Annotated in this window: 17 protein-coding genes; 9 read left to right on the top strand and 8 right to left on the bottom strand. The window is 58.4% G+C overall.

Annotated elements, in window-relative coordinates:
- Positions 1–40 precede the first annotated feature (40 nt).
- Positions 41–1,345: a diaminobutyrate--2-oxoglutarate transaminase gene (gene ectB, locus COA55_RS11940; protein WP_290502356.1), complete on the top strand. Its 1,305-nt coding sequence runs from the start codon at positions 41–43 to the stop codon at positions 1,343–1,345.
- 91 nt (positions 1,346–1,436) lie between these two features.
- Positions 1,437–1,835, top strand: coding sequence for an ectoine synthase (locus COA55_RS11935; RefSeq protein ID WP_007149683.1), 399 nt, complete (start codon positions 1,437–1,439; stop codon positions 1,833–1,835).
- A 106-nt stretch (positions 1,836–1,941) separates the two neighbouring features.
- Here the strand turns inward: COA55_RS11935 and COA55_RS11930 are convergent, their stop codons facing one another.
- On the bottom strand, positions 1,942–3,147 hold the full coding sequence (locus COA55_RS11930; protein WP_063519884.1) for a DcaP family trimeric outer membrane transporter: 1,206 nt from the start codon (positions 3,145–3,147) through the stop codon (positions 1,942–1,944).
- Positions 3,148–3,543: 396 nt separating this feature from the next.
- On the opposite strand from COA55_RS11930, the gene acs reads away from it, so the two are divergent.
- Together acs and COA55_RS11920 are read left to right on the top strand one after the other, a co-directional pair.
- A complete protein-coding gene (acs, locus tag COA55_RS11925; RefSeq protein ID WP_290502372.1) occupies positions 3,544–5,475 on the top strand; it encodes an acetate--CoA ligase in 1,932 nt (643 codons plus the stop codon).
- 148 nt (positions 5,476–5,623) lie between these two features.
- Positions 5,624–6,274, top strand: coding sequence for a response regulator transcription factor (locus COA55_RS11920; RefSeq protein WP_063521235.1), 651 nt, complete (start codon positions 5,624–5,626; stop codon positions 6,272–6,274).
- Positions 6,275–6,343: 69 nt separating this feature from the next.
- On the opposite strand, the gene COA55_RS11915 is transcribed toward COA55_RS11920, so the two are convergent.
- From COA55_RS11915 to COA55_RS11890, 6 genes are all read right to left on the bottom strand, one after another.
- A complete protein-coding gene (locus tag COA55_RS11915; RefSeq protein WP_290502355.1) occupies positions 6,344–9,811 on the bottom strand; it encodes a hybrid sensor histidine kinase/response regulator in 3,468 nt (1,155 codons plus the stop codon).
- Positions 9,812–9,905: 94 nt separating this feature from the next.
- Positions 9,906–10,121: a hypothetical protein gene (locus tag COA55_RS11910; RefSeq protein WP_290502354.1), complete on the bottom strand. Its 216-nt coding sequence runs from the start codon at positions 10,119–10,121 to the stop codon at positions 9,906–9,908.
- 35 nt (positions 10,122–10,156) lie between these two features.
- Positions 10,157–10,810, bottom strand: a complete 654-nt coding sequence (locus COA55_RS11905) for a 3'-5' exonuclease (RefSeq protein WP_063520352.1) — start codon at positions 10,808–10,810, stop codon at positions 10,157–10,159.
- 2 nt (positions 10,811–10,812) lie between these two features.
- A complete protein-coding gene (locus tag COA55_RS11900) occupies positions 10,813–12,624 on the bottom strand; it encodes a DUF294 nucleotidyltransferase-like domain-containing protein (protein WP_290502353.1) in 1,812 nt (603 codons plus the stop codon).
- Positions 12,625–12,717: 93 nt separating this feature from the next.
- Positions 12,718–14,514, bottom strand: coding sequence for a sodium:solute symporter family protein (locus COA55_RS11895; RefSeq protein ID WP_290502352.1), 1,797 nt, complete (start codon positions 14,512–14,514; stop codon positions 12,718–12,720).
- Positions 14,515–14,557: 43 nt separating this feature from the next.
- Positions 14,558–14,815 (bottom strand): DUF4212 domain-containing protein, encoded by a 258-nt coding sequence (locus tag COA55_RS11890; RefSeq protein ID WP_063519707.1) that lies wholly within the window; start codon positions 14,813–14,815, stop codon positions 14,558–14,560.
- 288 nt (positions 14,816–15,103) lie between these two features.
- Here COA55_RS11890 and COA55_RS11885 point away from each other — a divergent pair, with 288 nt between their 5' ends.
- Entirely contained in the window at positions 15,104–16,102 is a 999-nt protein-coding gene (locus COA55_RS11885; RefSeq protein WP_290502351.1) for an MBL fold metallo-hydrolase, read from the top strand.
- Here COA55_RS11885 and COA55_RS11880 read toward each other — a convergent pair.
- On the bottom strand, positions 16,062–17,009 hold the full coding sequence (locus COA55_RS11880; protein WP_290502350.1) for a tRNA-dihydrouridine synthase: 948 nt from the start codon (positions 17,007–17,009) through the stop codon (positions 16,062–16,064). The two genes, COA55_RS11885 and COA55_RS11880, sit on opposite strands and share 41 nt — an antisense overlap.
- 573 nt (positions 17,010–17,582) lie before the next feature.
- Between COA55_RS11880 and COA55_RS11875 the strand changes: the two genes are divergently transcribed.
- From COA55_RS11875 to dxs, 4 genes are all read left to right on the top strand, one after another.
- Positions 17,583–18,644 carry a porin gene (locus COA55_RS11875; protein WP_063519705.1) on the top strand — a complete coding sequence of 354 codons (1,062 nt, stop codon included), beginning with the start codon at positions 17,583–17,585 and terminating at the stop codon, positions 18,642–18,644.
- Between the two features lie 546 nt (positions 18,645–19,190).
- Complete coding sequence (locus tag COA55_RS11870) at positions 19,191–19,433, top strand: exodeoxyribonuclease VII small subunit (RefSeq protein WP_063521544.1); 243 nt, start codon at positions 19,191–19,193, stop codon at positions 19,431–19,433.
- A complete protein-coding gene (locus COA55_RS11865; protein WP_063538946.1) occupies positions 19,423–20,331 on the top strand; it encodes a farnesyl diphosphate synthase in 909 nt (302 codons plus the stop codon). Before COA55_RS11870 ends, COA55_RS11865 begins: the two co-directional genes overlap by 11 nt.
- A 136-nt stretch (positions 20,332–20,467) precedes the next feature.
- The gene (gene dxs, locus COA55_RS11860; protein ID WP_290502349.1) at positions 20,468–22,390 is read left to right on the top strand and encodes a 1-deoxy-D-xylulose-5-phosphate synthase; all 1,923 of its coding nucleotides are present in this window, start codon (positions 20,468–20,470) and stop codon (positions 22,388–22,390) included.
- The last annotated feature ends 10 nt before the right edge of the window (positions 22,391–22,400 follow it).

Raw genomic sequence — 22,400 nt, 5'->3', positions numbered from 1 at the left:
AACGCACCAGCAACCCCGAATTCAAGCGAGGACAGGAATCATGGATACAGAAATTTTTGAAAGCCACGAATCGGAAGTAATGAGCTATGCCCGTAGCTTCCCGGTGGTATTCGATCAGGCAAAAGGCAGCTACCTGTACGACGAAAATGGCAAGGAATACATCGACTTCCTGGCCGGCGCCGGCACCCTGAACTACGGCCACAACAATCCGGTCCTGAAAGAAAAGTTGCTGGAATACATCCAGCGCGACGGCATTGTGCACGGCCTGGACATGCACACCGCCGCCAAGCGTGAGTTCATGGACGCCTTCTATGAAGCCATCCTGAAGCCCCGCGACATGGACCACGTGATGCAGTTCACCGGCCCCACCGGCACCAACGCGGTGGAAGCGGCACTGAAAATTGCCCGTAACATCAAAGGCCGCGAGAACATTATCAGCTTCACCAACGGCTTCCATGGCGTGAGCCTGGGCGCGTTGGCCGCCACCGGTAACAGCCACCACCGTGGCGTCGCTGGTGTGACCATGGGCGGTGTCACCCCCATGCCGTACGACGGCTACCTGGGTGATGCATTCGACACCACCGAATACCTGGACAAGGTACTGGGCGATTCCTCCAGCGGCGTTGACCATCCTGCGGCCGTCATCGTGGAAACTGTACAGGGCGAAGGCGGCATCAACGCAGCCAGCTTCGACTGGTTGCGCAACCTGGAAAAAGTGTGTCGCAAGCATGACATGCTGCTGATCCTGGATGACATCCAGGCCGGCTGTGGTCGTACCGGCACCTTCTTCAGCTTTGATGACATCGGCATCAGCCCGGACATCATCACCCTGTCCAAGTCCCTGAGCGGCTATGGCCTGCCTTTCGCCATGGTGCTACTGAAGCCGGAGCTGGATCAGTGGAAACCCGGCGAGCACAACGGCACCTTCCGTGGCCACAACCTGGCTTTCGTAACCGCCGCTGCAGCGCTGAACCACTACTGGCGCGATGACAAATTCGCCAAGGAAGTGCAGAAGAAAGCGGACATCATTACCGACCACTTCCGCGAGATTGCCAACAGCTACGACAGCCACTGGTTCTACCTAAACGGCCGCGGCATGATGCAGGGCCTGGTGGCCCGCGATGGCGAAGTCGCTGGCGAAATCACCAAAGCCTGCTTCAAGCGTCAGCTGGTGATTGAAACCTCCGGCGCCGATGATCAGGTGATCAAGACCCTTTGCCCGCTGACCATCAGCGAAGAGGACCTGGTTCGCGCCCTTGAGATCGTCAAGGAAAGCGTCGAAGAAGTGATGACCGACCGCATCAAGCGCGGGGAAGCTCACTCCGTGGCCAGCATCACTGCCTAACACGGCGGTTCCCGCTCCCCCGCCTCCTTTTTCGCGAGAGTGGGGGAGCGTTATTTCTCCCTCCCCCCGATTTTTAGCTCAGGAGTTATCCATGATCGTTCGCACTCTGGCTGAAGCCGAGAAGTCTGACCGCTGTGTCAAAGCCGAAAACGGCAACTGGCAGTCTGTTCGCCTGTCTCTCAAAGAAGACAAGATGGGGCACTCGTTCAACATCACCACCATCTTCAAAGGCACCAAGACCCATATCAAATACGCCAACCACTGGGAATCCGTCTACGTGATTTCCGGTAGCGGCAAGATCGAGACCCTGGATGACGGCAAGGTCTACGACCTGACTCCGGGCACCATCTACCTGCTCGACGAGCACGACGAGCATTACCTCTACGGTGGCGAAAACGAAGACATGGTCGTCGCCTGTGCTTTCACTCCGCCCCTGAGCGGCAAGGAAGTGCACGACGAGAACGGTGTTTACCCGGCAGATGTGGATTAAGAGACGCATCATGCTGCATGCAACAGGCTTGCACGCAAAAAAGGGACGCTTCGGCGTCCCTTTTTTTGCGTGTAGCGTGCTGCATGTTGCGTGCAGCCCCTCTCATTCAAAACGCATATTTCGCCGTGAACTGCACGCGCTTGAGATTGCCGTCGTCCCCATTCTCGATTTCCCGATCGGCATAGATCAGCTCACCGCCGAGAGAGAGTGGTTTCGCGACCTGCCAGATCAGGTTGGCGTGGGCGCTTTGCACCCGTTTGCTGGTGGTCACCGCCACGGTATCGGGGTTATCCGCTTCACTGACCGAGACCGCAAAGTTGGAACGCCAGCGATCACTCCAGTGATGGCGCAACGCCAGCACACCGCTCCATTGATCGATCAGCTCGATACTGCCATCCGCCTCAATCTGGCCTGAGCGGAATGCGTTGAGCGTGGTGTAACGGCCCAGCGCATTACCATAGTTCGCCTGGAAACGAATATCGTCCATGGCGCCCAGCATGACGCGACCAGCAACGGCAAGACCGTAACCGTATTTGTCTTCCTCATAGGGGACGGCGGCCACAGTATCTTGATACTTCAGTTGTCGCCCCATGGCCGACAGGCTCACATTGCCCCAATCACCTACCAAGTTATAGCGGGCAACGACATCCGGAGCACTGTTGTCATCATACTCACTGGGATTGCTATCCCCGCCATACAGAGTCGTAGACGGATTTTCCAAAGCCAGCATGATCGGGCCACTCGTATAGCGAATCTGCGGCTGGCGCTCAAACACCGTTCCCGCCGCACCAACAAAATCCAGCGTTTCCGGTAGCGCACTCACATTGAAAAAAGTGGACCAGGTCTGCCCGAACAACCACTTGTCCCAGGTCAGATAGGCATGGCGAATACGCGGCGAATAGCTGTTACTGATTCGCTCGTCACCAATACCGTTAGTCTGAAAATCAATTTCAATATGCCCTCGCACCATGCCGGCGGAGGTCATGGTTTCACTCTTTAGCCAAAAGCGGCTTTGCTTGGCAATAAAATCCAGCTCTTCCGAGCTTGCCTCTCCCCCAACCGGGATGGTGGACGGCACCATGAAATCGCGCCCGATCGAACCGGCTGCAAGATCGCCATCGCTGTATTTGCTCATCATGGTGTCGGCCTTGATAAAGCCGCCGAAATCGATATGGGTATTACCGCTTTTCACCCCATCCATGCGCTCTTCAAGCACAATGATGCGTTCCTCCAGCGTTGTGTCTGCACCGGCAATGCCTGCCTGCGCCAACACCAAGGCGCCGCACAGGTACGTGGCTTTTCTTGCTGTCATGGCCCTGTCCTCTTATTGTCATCAACACGAAAGTGACTCCGATTGACAGCTTGCTGAGCGTTTTGCCAACACTCTATTAGCCATAGGTCGAAGGTGATTAAACACCAGAGGCTCGACGCACAATGCCTGACAAGGAAAACCTGAGTAATGACAAGGTTTCTGCCTACTGAATACCGCACGATGCCCGCATCGCTTCCCACAAAAGCGGGATAAACCTGAAGTCATGCCTTGGCGGTTCTCCTTGTTGCCTGGAGCGGGTTGCATGTTGCATCTCTAATACCAAGGTCTAATTCAGCCCGCCCCCCTGTTTTTGCACACTCTTGGCATTCATTTCTGCTCCACTTTTCTGGTGAGCACTTTTCGAGTGAGGGAAGTCCCATGGAAACGGGCCTGCGTATGCCGGTTAAAGAGGCATTAAAAGACCGCTGCTGGATTGACGGCAATGATTACCATGCGTTGTACCAACAGAGCCTGGATGACAGCGTTGGCTTCTGGCGCCGACAGGCACAGCGGATCGACTGGCAGCACTTCCCCCAACAGATTCGCGACACCCATTTCAGCCCCGCTGATCTGCACATTCGCTGGTTTCATGATGGTGAGCTGAATGCCGCAGAAAACTGTATAGATCGCCACCTGGCCACCAACAGAGACGGCATAGCACTACTGTGGGAACCGGACTCTCCGGACCAGGATCGCCGGCAGATCACCTATCAGCAGTTACACCAACATGTCGGCAAGCTGGCCAACACCCTCAAACAGCAGGGCATTGGCAAAGGTGACCGGGTGATGATTTACATGCCCATGATTCCCGAAGCGGTATTCGCCATGCTCGCCTGCGCCCGCATCGGCGCCATTCATTCGGTGGTGTTCGCTGGCTTTTCTCCGGACGCCCTGGCGGGCCGCATCGCCGATTGCGGTGCCAAAATGGTGATCACCGCAGACGGCGGGCGCCGCGGCGGCAAGATCGTACCGCTAAAAGATAACGTGGATGCGGCCCTGGAACAGGCCGGCACCGACAGCGTCGACAAGGTACTGGTGGTCAACCATGTGGGCTGCGATAGCCACTGGTTTGCGCAACGGGATCTGGATTTTCATGAACAGCTGGCACGCAGTGACGTCGACTGCCCTGCCGAGCCCATGAATGCGGAAGATCCGTTATTCATCCTCTATACCTCCGGCTCCACCGGCCAGCCAAAAGGTGTGCTGCACACCACCGGCGGCTATATGGTCTATGCCTCATTAACCCACCAGCTGGCCTTCGATTATCACCCGGGACAAGTGTACTGGTGCACCGCGGATGTGGGCTGGATTACCGGCCATACCTATCTGGTCTATGGTCCGCTTGCCAACGGCGCCACCTGCGTCATGTTCGAAGGGGTACCCAACTACCCGGACGATCAGCGAGTCGGTGAGATTATTGACCGCTACAATATCGACATTCTTTATACCGCTCCCACCGCCATCCGCGCACTGATGGCCGGCGGCGAGCATTGCTGTGCCAACAGCCGGCGCGACAGCCTGCGCATCCTGGCCACGGCCGGGGAACCCATCAACCCGGCCGCCTGGCAATGGTTCCACGACCAGCTGGGTAACGGCCAGGCGGCTGTGGTCGACACCTGGTGGCAGACGGAGACCGGCGGCATAATGATCTGCCCCCTGCCCGGGGCCATTGAAGCCAAACCCGGCGCTGCCACCTTGCCTTTTTTCGGTGTCCAGCCGGCACTGGTGGATAACGACGGCAAGCTGCTGCACGGCGCTGCAGAGGGCAACCTGGTCATCGCCGATAGCTGGCCCGGCCAGGCTCGCACCTTGTGGGGCGATCACCCGCGTTTTGTGCAAACCTACTTCACCAGCTTCCCCGGTTATTACTGCACCGGTGACGGAGCACGCCGTGACGAAGACGGCTACTACTGGATTACCGGGCGCGTGGACGATGTCATCAATGTGTCCGGCCACCGCATGGGCACCGCGGAAGTGGAAAGCGCCCTGGTCTCACACCCCAAGGTGTGCGAAGCCGCCGTCGTCGGTTATCCCCATAACATCAAGGGCCAGGGCATTTATGTCTATGTGACCCTGAATGATGGCGAGCACACCAGCGATGCCCTGCATGACGAATTACGCCAGTGGGTGCGCCGGGAAATCGGCCCCATCGCCACTCCCGATCTGATTCACTTTACCCACGGACTACCGAAAACCCGGTCCGGCAAAATCATGCGCCGTATTTTGCGCAAGGTGGCGGCCAACGAACACGACAGCCTGGGCGACATCTCCACCTTGGCTGACCCGGCAGTGGTTGCCAACCTGGTCGAGACACGGCTGAACCGTTGATACAGACGTCACTTGAAACCGCATACGCTGATGAAACATGGATGTTTTCTGTGTTTCCTTTCCACATGCTGCCCTCCCCGGGCAGCATCTTTTTTTCATTCCCATCTTTTTTTGGGCTCTTTGCACGCAACATGCTTAAATCAGAGTCATGACAACCATACTGATTGCCGATGATCACCCCCTGTTCCGTGCGGCCCTGATACAGGCTGTAGAGGCCAGTTTTCCCGGCGCCACCATCCACGAAGCCGACTCGCTCGCCACCCTGGAGGTACTGGGCCAGCAAGCCATCCCCTTCGATGTCATTCTTCTGGATTTACACATGCCCGGCACCCACGGTTTTTCGGGGCTGGTGTACCTTCGCGAGCAATACCGGAAAGTCCCGGTGGTGGTAATTTCAGCCACCGAAGATGTGGACGTGATACAGCGGGCCATTCACTTTGGTGCCGACGGCTTTATCCCCAAATCCACTTCCGTGGACACCATGACCGATGCCATGCGCAAGATCATGGACGGCGAACGCTGGCTACCGGAAAAAGCCCGCCGCGCCATGCCCCCGACCCTGCCCGACCACTCCGCCATGAGCGAGCGCATTGCCAGCCTGACCCCGCAGCAATTCCGGGTGATGGGCATGCTGATGGAAGGCATGCAGAACAAGGTAATCGCCTACGAACTGGATGTGTCGGAAGCCACGGTGAAAGCCCACATGACGGCCATTTTTCGCAAGCTGGGCGTACGCAACCGCACCCAGGCGGTACTGGCCCTCAAGGACCTGGCCATCGAGCCTCCCGGCCTGGACTAACCCGCACTGTGGCAAACGCTCGACGCCGGATCCCTGAAATCGGCTGATCATTCAATTCCGCGATGCAGCTTACAAAAGCCCTTCCAGCGTTCGTTGCAATATGGCTTCGGAAATCGGTTTTTGCAGGAAGCCTACACCTTGCTCTTCAGCTCTGGCGCGCACTTCCGGGCGTCGGTCTGCGGTCATCAGTACGGCAGGAATGACGTCTTCCCAGCAATGATCCAGCGCTTCAATCACGTCAAACCCGTCTTCATGATCCAGCTGAAAATCCACCAGCAATACATCCGGCACCCAGCTTTGCGCCGCTTTCTCCCGTGCTTCCTTCAGGCCGCTGGCCGCGACCACCTCGCAACCCAGGGTTTGCAGGGCCGCCACCAGGCTCGCCAGCAGCGCGGAATCATTATCCACACAGAAAACACGCACGCCCTGGATATCCCGACGCTCGCGCAACGGTTCATCCTGCAGCAATGGCGGCACATCCCCTGTGGACAGCGGCAGCGTTACGCTGAAGACGGTGCCTTTATCCGGCCAGGAGCGGACGGTTAACGCATGGCCCAACAAACGACAAATCCGGTCGGCAATGGCCAGCCCCAACCCCAGACCTTTTACCTCACGATTATGCAGCTGAGGCAGACGATGGAACTCCCGGAAGATCTGTTCATGCTGATCACCGGGAATCCCCGGCCCGGTATCCCACACATCAATGCGCACGGCATTGTGCAGCCGGCGCGCACCGAACAGGATGCGCCCGGAATTCGTATACCGAACCGCATTGGACAGCAGGTTCTGCAATACCCGTCGCAACAATACTTCATCGCTGTCCACCACCGCACTGCATGACACCGCTCGCAACGTCAGCCCTTGCGCGCTGGCCAGCGCAGAAAACTCCTGCCCCAACGGCGTCATCAATGACGACAAACGCAAGGGATGGATGTGCGTCGCCATGGTGCCGGTATCCAGTTTGCTGATTTCCAGTAACGCAGAAATAATTTGTTCCGCTGCTTGCAGGGAACTGTCGATATGTCCGAGCACCTGTACCTCATGGTCGAACTGGCCCTTTTCCTGGCTACGCAACTGCTGACGCAACGATGAAGCAAACAACTGCGCGGCATTCAAAGGCTGCATCAAGTCATGGCCAGCGGCCGCCAGGAAACGGGTTTTCCCTTCATTGGCCTGTGCCAGTTTGGCATTCAGCTCCGACAGTTTCCGGGTACGCTCCGAGACCATCTGCTCCAGATTTTCATTGATCTGGCGAAGTGCTTTTTCATCGTGTTTGCGTTCGGTGATGTCCATATACGTACTGACAAAACCGCCGCCCACCATGGGCGTGCCACGCACCTCCACCACAATGCCATTGGGCAGTTCCCGTTCGAACTGATGGGCATACCCTTCGCGTAATAATTGCACCCGCCGCGTCACGTTTTCTTCCATATTTTCGCCGTCGTAATAACCCCGTTCGGCGTTATAGCGATACACATCGGCAATGGAGCACCCCAACCGAATCAACCCGTCCGGATAATCAAACAGCTTTACGTAGGCCTGATTCCAGGCCACCACCTGCATATCCCGGTCCACCACGCAGATGCCCTGGCTAATGGTTTCAATGGTGGTGCGCAGCAACTGATGGTTGAACTGAATCAGCTCGGAGGCTTCGTCCATCATCCGCACCACATCATCGTGGCGGCCATTCTGTTTGCGCAGCAACGAACTCATCACAATGCGTGCGGTGGAGGCCCCCATGGTGCCCGCCAGCAACCGCTCCACATATCGCACCAGATGCAGGGGCGCCGGCAATTCCAATTCTTCCGACACCCCACGCCGGCGCATGTAATCGAAGAACAAAGGTTCCGCCCGTGGATGTCCCAACCCGCGCTTGCAGACTTCCAGCAATTCGATGGTGGTAATGGAGGGGTGCCCCATACCTTCGCGCCACCAGTCCGTGGGCATATCCACAAACCGGGCGGCCTGGGCTTCATCCAGGGCATCATGGTTGGCCCGGCGGGAATAGTAGATAAACGCGGCCAGATTCACGGACACCGACCAGAACACACCATGGGTTAGAGGCTCCAGCCCTTCGATGCCGAACATGGCATGGGGACGTAGCAGGCCCAGGCCGAACAGCCCCTGGGTATTGAGCACGGTCACCCACTCCACGGGCAGAATTACCGGCGCCAGCAGGCAGTAAAACCACACCACAAACCCCAGCGCCAAGCCGATGAACGCGCCCTGCTTATGGCCATTGCGCCAGTACAGGGCACCGATCAGTGATGGCGCGAACTGGGCCACGGCGGCAAACGACAGCAGCCCGATACTGGCAAGGCCGTCGAACCGGTCGATCAGCGTATGGAAGGCAAACGCCAGCCCCAGCAACACCAGAATGCTGGCCCGGCGCAGAAAGCGCAGTTGCGTGCTGAGATCCGGCAGCTGATCCTTTTCATTGAGCCGCGACTGCAACCACATGGGCAGCAGCACTTCGTTGGTCAACATAATGGCCAGCGCCATGGTGGAGACAATCACCATGCCAGTGGCCGCCGCAATCCCGCCAATAAACGACAGCATCAGCATGCCGTGATTGGCCTGGGCCATGGGCAACGACAACATGTAAGTGTCTGCATGACCGATCAGGTAGGGCTGGGTAATCACGCCGGCAATCACGATCGGCAGAACAAAAATCGCAAACAGCGCCAGGTACAACGGAAACAACCAGCGCGTGGTGCGCAAATGGCGCAGGTCATTGTTTTCTACCACACCGGCATGGAACTGACGGGGCAGACAGAGAATCGCCACCATGGAAAGCAATAATGAAGTGACGAAACTTTGCGAGAACAGGGTGGGCTCAAAACTCTGCATGACATCGCTGCGCTCGCTCAGCTGCTGCCACATATCCACCGGGCCATCAAAAATGGCATACAGGCAATACAAGCCCAGCCCGACAAACGCCACCACCTTGATAAAGGATTCAAAGCTCACCGCCAGCATCAGACCGGATTGGTGCTCGGTGGTATCGATATGCCGGGTACCGAACAGCAAGGTGAAAATAGCCATCAGTGCAGCGACCACCAGTGCCGTATCCACCTGGCCCGGCGCAGATTCCTCCAGCACATACTCAAACGACAGGGTGACGGCTTTTAGCTGTAAGGCGATGTAGGGCAACACCCCGACAATGGCCACCAGGGTGACCAGCACAGCCAGGCGCCGGGACTTCCCGTAGCGGGCGGCCAGGAAATCGGCAATGGAGGTAATGTGTTGCTGCTGGGCCACCGACACCATCTTGTAGATCAGTGAACCGCCCAGTAAGACGGTAATGATCGGCCCTAGATAAATAGGCAGGTAGTTCCAGCCGTTCTGGGCCGCTTCACCAACCGCGCCGTAGAACGTCCAGGAGGTGCAATAAACCCCCAACCCCAGGCTGTACACCCAGGCATTGTGGAAGGTCTTGCGGCCCTGACGGGCAGCCCGATCGCCCCACCAGGCGATAACGAACAACACCAACACATAAGCCAGCGCCAACGCACCCAATTGCCACAGTGAAAACACCGCCTCTCCCCGTTGGTTAAAGCAAATCAGGAATCGCCTATCGTGCGTTTACCTGTTGCGTGGAGCATGCTGCCTGTTACGACTCCTGTTGAGCTTATAGCAGCGCCTGGACAAAGCGTAGCACCACGGCCACCAGTAAAAGGGCAATGCCACCGCGTTGCAGTTTGAACTCCACCACATTGAGTGCCATGGCCCGTCGCCAGAACATCACCAGGCCCTGACCATCACCGGTCCGGCGCCAGTAGCGAAAATAGGCGTACAGAACCAGGCAGAGGCCCACTATCAGCGCTATTTTTTCTGCATAGAACATCAGCTCTTCCTTCCTTTTTCTCAGCCGCCAGCGGCTTAATTTAATGTGGATTTCTGCAATTGCAGGTACATCAGCGCGCTGGTCACCGCATCTCCCCGGGCGGTGTGACGTTCCATCACCGGCACCTGCAAGGCGCTGGCCATGGCATCAAAGCGCAGGTCGGGAGTCACGTCTGGCTGCCAGTAGCGCATTTTCTTTTGATACAGTGCAGATAACTCGATGATGTCATTGGGTAAATCAAACCCCATTAGCGGGCGCAAATACCGATTGATCATGGCCACATCAAAAGCCACACACCAGCCCACCAACGGTCGGTTGCCAACCAATGCCAGCAGGGCATCCAGCGCGTCGCGCACACTTTCACCGCCTTCCAGATCCACCGGCCGCAACCGGTGAATACGGATCGTGTCCTCCTTGAGGCTTTCCGGTGGCATCAGTTTCACATCCAGGCTCTGGCTGCTCAGCACCCGCCCATCTTTTATGACCACCGCGGCAATAGACACCAATTCAGCGGTGCGACTGTCCAGCCCGGTGGTTTCGCAATCAATGGCCACTACCTGATCGCCGTCATAGGGAGCAAACAGGTGCGCATAGGGGCCCTGCCCATGGCGGCACCGGTCACGGAATCGGCGCCATTTGCAACCGGGCCACTGCGACAACATGCTTTTCCAGCTCCAGTCACGGTTCATGTTCAATATTCCAAGTGGAAACGGCGCGACAAACGTTGCTTGAACTCGCTGACCAGATGCAACGCATCCCGCAGCAAATCCCTTTCCAGCGAAGATAGCTGCTGAACCACGATATGATTGTCCTCCACTGTTTCGTCTTCGCCCTGCAATTTGGCCAGTTGCCGGGACAACCGCAGCTCACTGAACAATTCCATGGCCTCCCCCAGGTCTTCAGCAAAGCCGGGCTCCATGGCGCCGGCGGCCACCAGCTTATCCAGACGCGCCAGGGTCGAGGTTTCCCGAATCCGGCACTGCAACGCCATGGCTCGCACGCCATGCACCAACGGGAACAGGGCGCCTTTTTTGATATCAATGCCATGCTGGGGCTTCTTCAGCGAGCCGAACAGGTTCAGCGGCGTGGCAAACTGCAGGACCGGGCGGGCAAAGTGGGCCATCAGTAATTGATCATCACTGCACCGTGAAAACAGGGTATCGCGCACGGTTTCCAGCAGCCCGGGATCACCGGCGACGGCGTGTGCATCGGTAAGGATTGTCAGGTTCAGCAGACCTTTCCCGCCAGGATCCCCGACCCATTCCTGCACGCGCTGCTGCCAACGCGACACCGGCCCGGTCCACTGCGGATTGGAGACCATTACGTTCCCCGGGCAGGGCGGATAACCCAACGACAGCAGGGTGCGGGTAAAGCGCTGCATATCCTGATCACAGCCTGACCACTGCTGGTGCTCGCCCAAAATCAGGCCGTTATCCTGATCCGTTTTCAATATCTGCTCACCACGCCCTTCGCTGCCCATCACCATCAGGCAGGCCCGCTGCTGGTCGGCGGGCACCACCATTTCATAGGCCTTGCTCATCAAGCGGCCGTTGAGCGCAGCCAGCAAATCCATGGCGAACCGCATTTTTACCCCCTGGGCCATCAGCGTATCCACCAGATCGGGCAGGCGGGCGCTGGCCAGTTGCAACGCCTCCAGCGTATCCGCTTTCTCAATTTCCAGCCCCACCACATAGGAGCGACTGGAAAAGAAGCTAAGCACATCGGTGAGCTCCACCACCCCCACAGCAACGCCCTTTTCCATGACCACCACCCGCGCCACCTTGTGCCGGGTCATCCGGGTCAAGGCCGCGAACAGGTAGTCGCCGGGACCGGCGGTAACCAGCTCCGTTTCCGCCACCTCAGCCAAACGGGTATCCGGCGATTGATTGCTCATCACCAGCGCGGTCAGCAGATCGGTCTTGGTGACAATGGCGTAATGCTGTTGATGCTCAATCAGCACGCTGTCCACACCGTGCTGTTTCAAGGCAGACACAGCATCCCGTACGGTGGCCTGTTTCGGCATGATCAGGGGCGCGCGCATGCATTCTTCAACCCTGGCCAGCATGAAACCCGCCAGGGTCACGCCCCCTTCCCGGCGCTCTGCCAGGCGCTGGTTTTTCTCCGCCAGCCGCTGGCTGAAATAACGGCCGAATTCCACTTCGCTTTCACACAGCTCGCGAAACAGTCCTGCCGGGATCAGGTAGCACAGTGTCTGCTGCTCGGCACGAAACCGGTAACGGCTTTGCCCATTCAGTACACTAATCGCCCCGAATAAATCGCCGGCGGCATAAACCCCCACCTGGCGACGGCCATCCGGCGCGTTCACGTCCAGCTCTGCCACGCTGCCCTTGTGCACGAGAAAGACAGAATCGCTGGTACTGGCCGCGTCGAGAATAATGTCATCCGGCTCGTAATAGGCCAGATCGGTTCCTTCTTGCAAACGGCGGCGACCGGCTTCGCCAAGCTGGCTGAACGGATACTGATTCAGTTCCTGTTCGATCATTCGGTTAACTCCGCCATTGCGTCTTTGCTGTCATTATTAAACGCAAAAACCGGTACGGGGAAAGCCCCGCACCGGTTCCTGTGTTACCCGTGCTCAGTGTGCAGACGCTTCACCGGCACCTCGCGGAATACGGATGTCTTCCACAATGTGCTGGATATGCTCAGGAGGCGGCGCGGTCACTCGCGATACCGCGAAGGCCACAGCAAAGTTGAGAATCATCCCGAACGTTCCGATACCTTCAGGCGACACGCCCAGCAACCAGTGTTCTGCATTGTTCAGCTCTGGCGAGACAAATTTGAAGAACACGATGTAGCTGAAGGTGAAGATCAGCCCAACCAGCATGCCGGCAATCGCCCCTTCCTTGTTCATGCGCTTGTAGAAAATGCCCATGAGGATCACCGGGAAGAAGCTGGCAGCGGCAAGGCCAAAGGCAAATGCCACCACCTGGGCCACAAAGCCGGGCGGGTTGATCCCGAAGTAACCGGCAATGACGATGGCCACGACGGCAGCTCCCCGAGCCGCCAACAACTCCTGTTTCTCATTGATGCCCGGCATCAGGGTTTTCTTTAGCAGGTCATGGGAGATGGCACTGGATATCACCAGCAACAGCCCCGCGGCCGTGGACAGTGCTGCCGCCACCCCACCGGCCGCCACCAGGGCAATCACCCAGGCAGGCAGGTTACCGATTTCCGGGTTAGCCAACACGATGATGTCGCGGTCGATATACACTTCCGAGGCGTTATCCGTGGGGGCATTGGTCAGCACACGCTCCCCATAGCTGCCCTTGGTTTCTTCACGGCTGCCGGCATAGGTCGGCTTGCCTTCGAAGGGTGCTCCGGCGCGCATCTGCACGGCACCGTCACCGTTCTTGTCCACCCAGCCGATCAACCCGGAGTTTTCCCAGTTATAGAACCATTCCGGCAGTTCGGTGTATTGGGTTTCGTTCACGGTGTCGATCAAGTTGAGCCGTGCGAATGCGCCCACCGCCGGTGCAGAGGTGTACAGCAAGGCGATAAAGAACAACGCCCAGCCGGCACTGATACGGGCATCTTTCACCCGGGGTACGGTAAAGAAACGCACGATCACGTGGGGCAGGCCCGCAGTACCGCACATCAATGCCGCAGCAATAAAGAACACATCAATAGTGGATTTTGAGCCTTCTGTGTATTCGGTAAAGCCCAGATCGGTCACTACCTGGTCCAGTTTGTGCAGCAGATACACCCCGCTGTCACCACCGGCTACATCCAGTACCGTGCCACCAAAACCGGTTTGTGGAAGAACATGCCCGGTCATCATGATGGACAGGAAAACCGCTGGCACCAGGAAGGCAAAAATCAGCACGCAATACTGCGCTACCTGGGTGTAGGTAATCCCTTTCATGCCGCCAAGCACGGCATAGAAAAACACGATGGCCATACCGATCACTACACCGGTATTTACATTCACTTCCAGAAAACGGGCGAACACGATGCCGGTACCGCGCATCTGCCCGGCCACATAGGTAAAGGACACGAAGATTACGCAGATCACCGCTACCGTTCTTGCCACGTTGGAATAATAGCGATCACCAATGAAATCCGGCACCGTAAACTTGCCGAACTTGCGCAGGTAAGGTGCCAATAACATGGCCAGTAGTACATAGCCCCCGGTCCACCCCATCAGGTACACCGACGCATCGTAACCGGAGTAGGCAATAATCCCGGCCATGGAAATAAACGAGGCTGCCGACATCCAGTCGGCTGCGGTGGCGGCACCGTTAGCTATCGGGGAAACCCCGCCACCGGCCACGTAAAAATCTTTGGTCGACCCGGCCCGTGACCAGATCGCAATCCCGATGTAGAGCGCAAACGAACCGCCTACAAAGAGATAAGTGAGTGTCTGAATATCCATAGGATGTCTCTCTTTATCGGACTCTTTATCTGCTTTTCAGCGGTTAGTCTTCGTGGACGTCAAATTTACGGTCCAGCTTGTTCATGGAGTGCGCGTACATGACGATCAGCACCAGGAACACGTAGATGGCTCCCTGTTGCGCAAACCAGAAGCCCAGCTTGAAACCGAAGAATTGGATTTGATTGAGTTCATCCACCAGCAAAATGCCGCAGCCATAGGAGACAGCGAACCAGACAGCCAGGTAGGTCAAAATCAATCGCAGGTTAGCGGCCCAGTAGGCGCGGGCGTTTTCTTCTTTCATTACTCGTCCCTCTGCGTCATCAGGAAATCAGGCCACCCCCTTTTCAGGCAGACAAGGGATAGGCTCGACCTCCAGACTAGCCAAAGGGCCATGGCAACACAGTATGACTTTAGTCGAAGCCGGGACGGGTTCAGGCTCTGACGGGCCAGCGCTATCCATGCCGGCAAAATCCGCTCTCGACCTGTGCAGCTGCGAAATTTCCGTTAAACTGGCAGGTCTTGGCCTGTGCGACACCACTACGCAGGCAGGGATTGGCGCGTCGTCGAAAAGAACAACCATGGATAGACAATGAAAATAGCGCGATGGATTTCCAGCGCTTTGCTGCTTGTGATCTTGTGCGGCGTATTGCTGCTGACCTTTACCCCCAGCCTGGAACGCTGGCCCATCGCCTCGCCGCAACCGGGTCCCGCTCCGGGGCAGGTGACGCTGACCTACCTGGGCACCAGCACCATCCTGATCAGCGATGGCACCACCCATTTGCTCACCGACGGCTATTTTTCCCGGGTATCCATTCCCCAGCTGCTGTTTACCCGACTACAGCCCGATGAGCAGCGCATTGATCAGGTCTTGGAACAGGCCGGGATTACCTCGCTGGACGCATTACTGGTGCTGCACTCCCATTTCGACCACGCCATGGATGTGGCCGTGGTGGCACAGAAAACCGGGGCACAACTGCTGGGCTCCACCTCCACCGCCATGGTGGGCCGCGGCGGGGAACTACCGGAATCGCGAATCACCACGATTGAAACGCATCATCCCTATCAATTTGGTCAATTCACCGTGCGGTTCGTCCCTGCCAGCCATGTGCCACTACCCGCCGCCGTGGAAGCCCTGACCGGCAAGGGCGACATTCCAGCACCGGTGGTTCCCCCTGCACGGGTAGGTGCCTGGGAAGAGGGCCAAAGTTATGGTGTGGTTATCAGCCACCCCAACGGGTCCGTATTGATTCAGGGAAGTTCAGGGGCAGCTCCCGACGCACTGGATGCCTACCAGGCCGACTATGCACTGCTGGCCAGCGCCAGCCTGGGCAAACAATCTGATCACTATCAGCAGTCATTCATGGAGGAAACCGCCAAGGCGGTGGGCGCGCACACCGTGATACCGGTGCACTGGGATGATTTTTTCAGTGAACTCACGCCTGACGTGAAGCCTCTCCCCTGGGGGCTGGACAATATGCATGACTCGTTTCATGCGCTGGCGGATCGGCACGAAGGCGACTTCCTTGTCTTGCCACCCTTTCAACGCTTTACGTTACAGGCACAAAGTCAGCCAGAATCCGGGCAATAACCTCGGGCCGGGTTTCGCGTTTCAGCTGCTCAAGCAATTGCGCCGCCTGGGGCCAGCGCCGGCGCAGGTAACTCAACCACTGTTTTATGCGTCCGGCCAATTGCGCATCAGTGCCGGTACCCGCCACATCCACCCAAAACTGCTGCAGTATCGGCAAGATAGCATTCCAGTCCGACTCCGCGCCATGACGCAACACGGAGACCAGACGGGGGTCGGCCACAGCGCCGCGCCCGAGCATGAGATCCTCACAACCACTTTCCAGGCGGGCGCGGGCCGCATCGTCCGCAGTCCAGATCTCACCATTGGCGATCACCGGAATCGATACCACCTCACGGATGCGCCCGATACGATCCCAGAAGGCCGGCGGTTTATACCCCTGGCGCTTGGTGCGCCCGTGTACCGTCAGCCAGGCAGCACCGGCTTCCACCACCGCCCGTGCATTATCCAGCGCCCGGCCATCATCTTCATTCCCCAGGCGCATTTTCACGGACACGGGCACATTGGTCGGCACGGCCTCACGTACCGCCGCCGTCACCGCATGCACCACCTCTGGCTCATCAAGCAACACGGCACCACCACGATGGCGGTTCACGGTTTTCGCCGGGCAACCAAAGTTCAAATCAATCGCCGGCGCCCCAAGTGACACTGCACGCACCGCATTTTCCGCCATGCAGTCAGGCTCGGAGCCCAGCAGCTGAAGATGCACAGGCGTGCCCGCCCGGGTGCGCGCGCCAAGCTTTAACTCGGGGCACCAGCGATAAAACACCTTCGGCGGCAACAGCAGCCCGCTGACACGGACAAACTCACTGACACACCAATCGTAGTCGCCCACATCCGTTAATGCCTGGCGAACCCAAAAATCCGCCAGGCCCTCCATGGGGGCCAAAATCAATTTCATGGCGCGCATTCTAGGCTACTGCAACGTTGCCGAATACGAGTAATTGCGGGCCAAAATCCATTCAACCTTTCTCCTTCTCCACCACGAACCACACCACAAAACATCCGGCTTTTCTTGCAATAACGGTGTTCATTTGCCACGGTAAATAACAATTTGCGCAAGAATGGACGCTACTCGGGGGCACTCGCACGCCGGAAAATCGGTAGCTGGCGCCCCTGGCAACGTGAGGGAACGCAATGAAAAAAGCATCATTCGCGAGCGCCATCGACACGGCATCACCATGTTTTTTCCTGCATGGTTAACGCCACCAACGCCTTATCGGGAAGGCGCAAGAGGGTACACTGCCGAGAAAGTCTGTCACCTTTTCTCCGGGTTACCGAGTGTTCCATCTCCACGCACCCACCGTCAGTTGCGTGCGTTTTTCTTTCCCTTATTGCGTCGTGGGCGCTGCGCGACACGCTGCCGAAACCCAAACGCGATTACGCAATATTTCGCCTTACACCACCCCACAACTCATAGGCCTGTCGCCTGCCCCGCGCCAGGCCGCACGTTTTTTGCGATAAAAATGAGGGAGAGAAACTGATGAAACAGCAACGTATTTTGCCATTATCGACAGCCCTGCTGGCCGGCTTTGCCGCCCTGCCTGCCCAGGCAGATCTGGAGGTGACGCCCTACGGCTCCCTGCGCATCCAGACAGAAGCCGTTTCTGTCGATCAGGCGCAACCCGGCGAAGACGATTCCTACACCGGGCTTCGGGATGCGTACTCCCGACTGGGTGTCACCGCCAAATATAATGACTTCGAGCATTTCAACATTACCGGCACGGTGGAATTCCCGATTAATTCCGCACGCCTGCAAGCGGAAGACCCGACCTTTTTCCAGGAAAGTTATAAAGGCAACAACAAGCCGCGGGTCGCCGACATTACCGTCGCCCACGACCGCTTTGGTAGCGTGCGCGTCGGTACCCAGTGGCTGGCGTACTACAACAACGTGGCCTACCCGCTGGATTTCTTCAGTTCTTTCTATTCTGGCTACGCCACCCAGGCCACCTTTCGCCGCGACGCGCTCACCTACACCACCCCCAGCATGGGCGGCTTCACGGCCACCGTTTCCGGTGTCGACCTGACGGATCAGCAGGGCACCAGCTATCTGGATACCATGCAGTACGCGCTGTCCTATGCGGTAACCGACTCGCTGGCCTTTGGTATCGGCTACCAGGACAGTGAGCAGGACTCCGCCAAGCATGCCGATCAGGCGGGCATCTCCGCAGCCTGGTCCCCCGGCAACTGGCGCTTCGCCGCCAAGGTGGAACAGCTGCTGACCAACGATGACACCGTGCAGGACGATGACCCGGTGACCTATAACCTGATGGGTTCCTACAGCTGGAACAAGTACACCCTGCGCGCCATGGTCGCCCATGGTGAAGAAACCGATGAAGGCGATGCCTTCTTCCAGGGGGATTCTGCCCAGGTCGGGCTGGACTACCGCCACACCGAGAACCTGAAGTTCTTTGCGGAATACTTCTACGAGGAACTGGGCTACGCCATCTACACCCCCAACTCCGAAAGCTTCAACCCGCTGGCGGGCTACCAGGTGGAAAGCGATGGCCAGGTCTTCACGGTGGGCATGCGGTTTGATTTTTAAGAGCCGCTGGCACCCATCACGCTGCACGCAACAACGCGGTTTAGTGTGATGCGCACCGAAAACCCAACAGGCCGCGCTCGAAACCTCGGCGCGGCCTGTTGGGTTTTACCTGGAAAAATCCCCATGGCTTCTACAGCATGATGCGTGTTGCGCGCACCATGAAGCTTGCTTGATCAGAATCCCCGCCGGTTGACGCAAGCGAAACGCCATAGCTTAGGAGATCAGAGGAAGAAGCAGCCTGCGAGCTCCGGCGGGCCTTTCAATATAATCAGCCACCACGATCGGGTGGAAGCCCCTGTTTAGAACCATTTGGAATCAATCTTCCGGCCCTCTTTTCCCCGCCTGCCTTACCCTATTTATATCAATCACTTAGAATAGATCAGATCAGCTGAACAGTTACCCTGGCCCGGTTTGACCACCACAGCCAGCCCGCAACCTGGAATTGATTCACCACAGCCGCTGCATTACTGTTGCCGCCAGCACAGCCCACTGCAGGGGCAGAGACAGCAAAGACGGGGTCCCGGTGATGGATCCGAGGAGACGCTCATGGCAAAAAACGCAGCCCCCGCGCTGGAAACCTCGCTGGATAGCCTGGAAACCCTGGTGGAACGGATGGAATCCGGTGAGTTGACCCTGGAAGACTCCCTGAAAGCTTTCGAGGAAGGCGTGCGCCTGTCCCGGGAGTGCCAGCAAGCTCTGCAGCAGGCGGAACAAAAAGTCCGCATCCTGCTGGAACAGAGCACAGCAGCCGATCCTGAACCCTTTACCGGTGGCGATAATGAACAGTGAGACGGCGAGCGAATTCGCTGCACTGGACCAACTGACCGACACTGCCAAGGCCCGCCTGGAGCTGGCCCTGGACCACTACCTGCCCACCCAGAGCGCCGCCTCCCGGCTCAGCCAGGCCATGCGCTACGCCGCCCTCAGCGGCGGTAAACGCATTCGCCCCCTACTGGTCTACGGCGCCACCCAGCTGGCAGGCGCGAGTCCGGCCCAGGCCGACGTGCCCGCCGTGGCAGTGGAACTGATCCATGCCTACTCCCTGGTTCACGATGACCTGCCCGCCATGGACGATGACGACCTGCGCCGGGGCCAGCCCACCTGTCACAAGGCTTTCGACGAAGCCACCGCCATCCTTGCCGGCGACACCCTGCACACCCGTGCCTTTGAGCTGCTCGCCTGTCATGGCGACTACCGCAGTGACAGCCGCATCGCCCTGATTCAGCACCTGTGCCAGGCGGCAGGCGTGGACGGCATGGCCGCCGGCCAGATGCAGGACATGCTCGCCCAGGGCCAGCAACAAACCGTGGCAGCATTGGAAGAGATGCATTACCTGAAAACCGGGCGCTTGATCACCGCCAGTCTGCAGCTGGGCTATTTCGCCGCAGAAAAGAACGATCCTGCGCTACTCAACAGCCTCACCGATTTTGGCGATACCATTGGTCTGGCGTTCCAGATTCAGGACGACATCCTCGATGTCATCGGCGGCACCGAGCAGCTGGGCAAGCCCTCCGGCTCCGATGAAAAGCTGCAAAAAAGCACCTTCCCGGCACTTCTCGGCCTGGAGCAAAGCCAGCAACGCGCCCGCCAGTTATGCGAGCAGGCGCAACAGGCTCTGGCTGGCTATGGGCCACGCGCGCTCCCCCTGCAACAATTGGCTCAATACATCATTACCCGGAATCACTGATCCAGCACTGACGATCGCCCCCCCGGACAGTTATACTAGTGCCAGTGGTCCACGCGGAAAGCGCCTGCTTCACACAGCGTTTCGCCCGGACCACAGGCCATTATTCTGCCTTGCACTCATCAGGCTGCATGACCCTATGCCCAAGACGTTTACTCAAATTCCGCTGGCGCGACCTGACACCCCGTTGCTGGATACCCTCAACAGCCCTGCAGACCTGCGGCAGCTGCCGGCATCCCAACTGGAGCGCGTGGTCGATGAATTACGCGAATATCTGCTCTATGCGGTAGGTCAGTGTGGCGGGCATTTCGGTGCTGGCCTCGGCGTGGTCGAACTGACCGTTGCCCTGCATTACCTGTATCACACTCCTGATGACAAACTGGTCTGGGATGTGGGCCACCAGTGTTACCCCCACAAGATCCTCACCGGGCGCCGCGAATCACTGACCAGCATCCGCCAGGCCGGCGGCCTGTCCGGCTTTCCCAAGCGCAGCGAATCCGAATACGACACCTTCGGCGTGGGCCACTCGTCCACTTCCATCAGCGCCGCACTGGGCATGGCACTGGGCGCGGAAATGGCCGGCAGTGACCGCCGTGCCGTGGCCATCATCGGTGACGGCGCCATGACCGCCGGTCAGGCGTTTGAAGCCATGAGCCACGCGGCACATACACGCTCCAATCTGCTGGTCATCCTCAACGACAACAACATGTCGATTTCCCATAATGTGGGCGGGCTATCCAATTATTTTGCGCGCATCTGGGCCAGCAAGAGCTATATCGCCCTGCGTGAAGGTGGCAAGAAAGTGCTTTCCACCATGCCGGCGGCCTGGGATTTCATCCGCCGCACTGAAGAAAGCATGAAGAACATGGTCAGCCCCGACATGCTGTTCGAGGCCATCGGCTTCAACTACATCGGCCCCATCGACGGCCACAATGTGGATGAGCTGGTACGCACCCTGGGCAACCTGCGCGACCTGGAAGGGCCGCAGCTGCTGCACATCTATACCACCAAGGGCAAAGGCTTTGCGCCCGCAGAAGTCGACCCGGTGGGCTACCACGCCATCAACAAGATCGAACCCAAACCCAAGGTTCAGGTGGCCGTCCCGCAAAAGCCGAAACTGCCCAAGTACCAGGATATCTTCGGCCAGTGGCTGTGCGATATGGCCGCGCAGGATCCGCGCCTGGTGGGCATCACCCCCGCCATGTGTGAAGGCTCCGGCATGGTGGAATTCAGCCGCCGCTTCCCGGAGCGTTACCACGATGTGGCCATCTGTGAGCAACACGCGGTCACTCTGGCCGGCGGGCTGGCCTGTGAAAACCAGAAACCGGTGGTAGCCATTTATTCCACTTTCCTGCAGCGCGGCTATGATCAGCTGATCCACGATGTGGCCCTGCAGGAACTGGATGTAACCTTCGGTCTGGACCGGGCCGGCCTGGTGGGCGAGGACGGCGCCACCCATGGCGGCGTGTTTGATCTGGCCTACCTGCGCACCGTGCCGAACATGATTATCGCGGCCCCTTCCGACGAGAACGAATGCCGCCAGCTGCTCTATTCAGCCTATCTGCACGAAGGGCCGGCAGCGGTACGCTATCCGCGCGGCACCGGCACCGGCGCCACCATCGAAGAAACCATGACCGCCCTGCCCATCGGCCAGGCGCGCACCCTGCGCGAAGGCCAGCACGTGGCCATACTGGCCTTTGGGGCACTGGTGCCGGCCGCGCTTGAAGCCGCCGACGCGCTCAATGCCACCGTGCTGGACATGCGCTGGGTGAAACCCCTGGACCGGGATGCCATCCTCCACGCCGCCGCGCAGCACACCTTGCTGGTCACCGCAGAAGACCATCAGCAGATGGGGGGCGCAGGCTCGGCCGTGAATGAACTGCTGCACGAGGAAGGCGTAGTGCTGGATGTACTGAACCTGGCCCTGCCGGATCACTTCATTCATCACGGCAAGCGGGATGTGTTACTGGCCGAAGCGGGCCTGGATGCAGAGGGCATTGAGCAACAGATCCGCAAACGCCTGAACCGCCAACAGACCCTTCGCGAAGCCCGGGAGCGCTAGCTCCGCCCCG

Source organism: Alcanivorax sp., from assembly GCF_002733835.1.
GTDB lineage: Bacteria > Pseudomonadota > Gammaproteobacteria > Pseudomonadales > Alcanivoracaceae > Alcanivorax.
This window is presented reverse-complemented; position numbering and strand designations above follow the sequence as displayed.